At 75.1% G+C, this 2489-nt stretch carries 1 protein-coding gene; it reads right to left on the bottom strand.

The genetic code is table 11. From position 1 onward, the window contains the following. A partial coding sequence (locus tag ACIQOV_RS37190; protein ID WP_401055212.1) for an SDR family NAD(P)-dependent oxidoreductase occupies nt 1-2489 on the bottom strand: 2489 nt, incomplete at both ends.

Here is a 2489-nt window from a genome sequence, read left to right as displayed (position 1 = left end):
GCCGTTCGGCGGGCCGGTCCTGGCCGTAGGTGGCCAGCAGGGCCTGCGCCTCGATCGGGTCGCCGAGGGTGGTGCCGGTGCCGTGCGCCTCCACCACGTCCACCTCGGACGGCGACAGGCCCGCGTCCGCGAGCGCCGCCCGGATCACCCGCTGCTGCGACGGACCGTTGGGGGCGGAGAGTCCGTTGCTGGCGCCGTCCTGGTTGACGGCGGAGCCGCGTACCACCGCCAGTACCGGGTGTCCGTTGCGGCGGGCGTCCGACAGCCGCTCCAGCAGCAGGACGCCGACGCCCTCGCCCATGCCCATGCCGTCCGCGTCGTCCGAGAAGGCCTTGCAGCGGCCGTCCTCGGCGAGTCCCCGTTGCCGGGAGAAGCTGATCAGGGCGCCGGGGGTCGCCATCAGGGCGACGCCGCCGACCAGGGCGAGGGAGCAGTCGCCGCCGCGCAGGGCCCGGCCGGCGTAGTGCATGGCGACGAGCGAGGAGGAGCAGGCCGTGTCGATGGTCACGGCGGGGCCTTCGAGGCCCAGGGTGTAGGCGACCCGGCCGGATACGACGCTGGGTGCGCTGCCGGTGAGCAGGTGGCCGTCTCCTTCCTCCGACTGGGCGACGACGGCCGCGTAGTCGGCGTAGTTGACGCCGGTGAACACTCCGGTGCGGCTGCCGCGCAGGGCGGCCGGGTCGATGGCGGCGCGTTCGATCGCCTCCCAGGTGGTTTCCAGGAGCAGCCGCTGCTGCGGGTCCATGGCCAGGGCCTCGCGCGGCGAGATGCCGAAGAACTCCGCGTCGAACTCGGCGGCGTCGTGCAGGAAGCCGCCGTGCCGGGTGTAGGAGGTACCGGGGCGGTCGGGGTCGGGGTCGTAGAGGCCCTCCAGGTCCCAGCCGCGGTCGGTGGGGAAGTCCGAGACGGCGTCGCCGCCGTCGGCGAGCAGGCGCCACAGGTCTTCGGGGGTGCCGATGCCGCCGGGGAAGCGGCAGGCCATGGACACGATCGCGATCGGCTCGTCGTCGGGCGCGGGCGGGTGCGCGGCGGTGTCCGGGGCGGCGGGGTCCGGGGCGGTGGCCTGCCGGCCGAGCAGTTCGGCGCGGATCTCCCGGGCGAGCGCGGTGGACGACGGGTGGTCGAAGATCAGCGTGGACGGCAGCCGCAGTCCGGTGGCGGTGTTGAGCCGGTTGCGGAGTTCGACTGCGGTGAGGGAGGCGAAGCCCATGTCCTGGAACGCCATGCCGGGCCGGATCGCGTCCACCGAGGGATGGCCGAGGACGGCTGCCGCGTGGGTGCGGACCAGGTCGAGCAGCAGGCGGTGCTGTTCGGATTCGGCGAGGGCGGCGAGCCGTTGGCGCAGCAGTGCGGCGGCGGGTGCCTCCGTGTCGCCGGTCGCGGCTTCCAGGGCGCGGCGGGCTTCGGGGATGCCGGTGAGCAGCGGGCTGCGGCGGGTGGAGGTGAAGACGGCGGCGAACTGCTCCCAGTCGACGTCGGCGACGGCGAGTACGGTCTCGTCGTCGTCGAGTGCCTGTTGCAGGGCGTGGACCGCGAGGTCGGGGGCGATCCGGGGCAGGCCGTGCTGCTCCAGGTTGAACAGATCGGCGTCCGCTCCGGCGATGCGATCCTGGAAGGGGTTCTCGGCCTGCCAGATGCCCCAGTCGACGGTGGTGGCGGTGAGGCCGCGGGCCCGGCGGTGCTGGGCCAGGGCGTCGAGGTAGGCGTTGGCTGCGGCGTAGGCGCCGTGGTCGCCGCTGCCCCAGACTCCGGCGATCGAGGAGAACAGGACGAAGGCGTCGAGTTCGCGGTCGAGCAGGGCGTCGAGGTGTTCGGCGCCGGCGGCCTTGGCGGCGACGATCTGTTCGAACGCGGACATCGGTGTGCCGTCCAGGGGGGCGAGCGCGACGAACGCGGCCGCGTGGACGACCGCGGTGACCGGGTCGCCCGCCGTGTCCAGGCCGGTGAGCAGTTCCGCCACGGCCCGACGGTCCGCCAGGTCGCAGACGGGCAGGGTCAGTCGTACGCCGAGGGCGGCCAGTTCCGCGGCGAGTTCGGCCGCGCCGGGTGCCTGGGGGCCGCGGCGGCCGGGCAGGACGAGGTGGGTGGCGCCGCTGCGGGCCAGCCAGCGGACGAGGTGCGGGCCGACCGCTCCGGTGCCGCCGGTCAGCAGGACGGTGCCGCGGGGCTTCCAGTGCTTCGTACGGCTGTCGTTCCGGGGGGCGCGCCGGAGGCGGCGGGCCAGCAGGCCGGTGGGGCGCAGGGCGAGCTGGTCCTCGCGGCCGGGGCCGTCCGGGCCGGTGCCGGGGGCCGTCAGGACGGCGGCGAGGCGGGTCCTGGCGCGGGCGTCGAGGTTCGTCGGCAGGTCGATGAGTCCGCCCCAGCGGGCGGACAGTTCCAGCGCGGCCACCAGTCCGGTGCCCCAGACCAGTGCCTGGCGGGGGTGGGTGACCGGGTCGTCCTGGCCCGTGGAAACGGCCCCGGCGGTGGCGCACCACAGGGGTGCGGTG

It is taken from the genome of Kitasatospora sp. NPDC091257, assembly GCF_044757675.1.
GTDB classification, from domain to species: domain Bacteria; phylum Actinomycetota; class Actinomycetes; order Streptomycetales; family Streptomycetaceae; genus Kitasatospora; species Kitasatospora lactacystinica.
The sequence above is the reverse complement of the archived record's forward strand: the minus strand, read 5'-3'. Positions and strand labels throughout refer to the sequence as shown.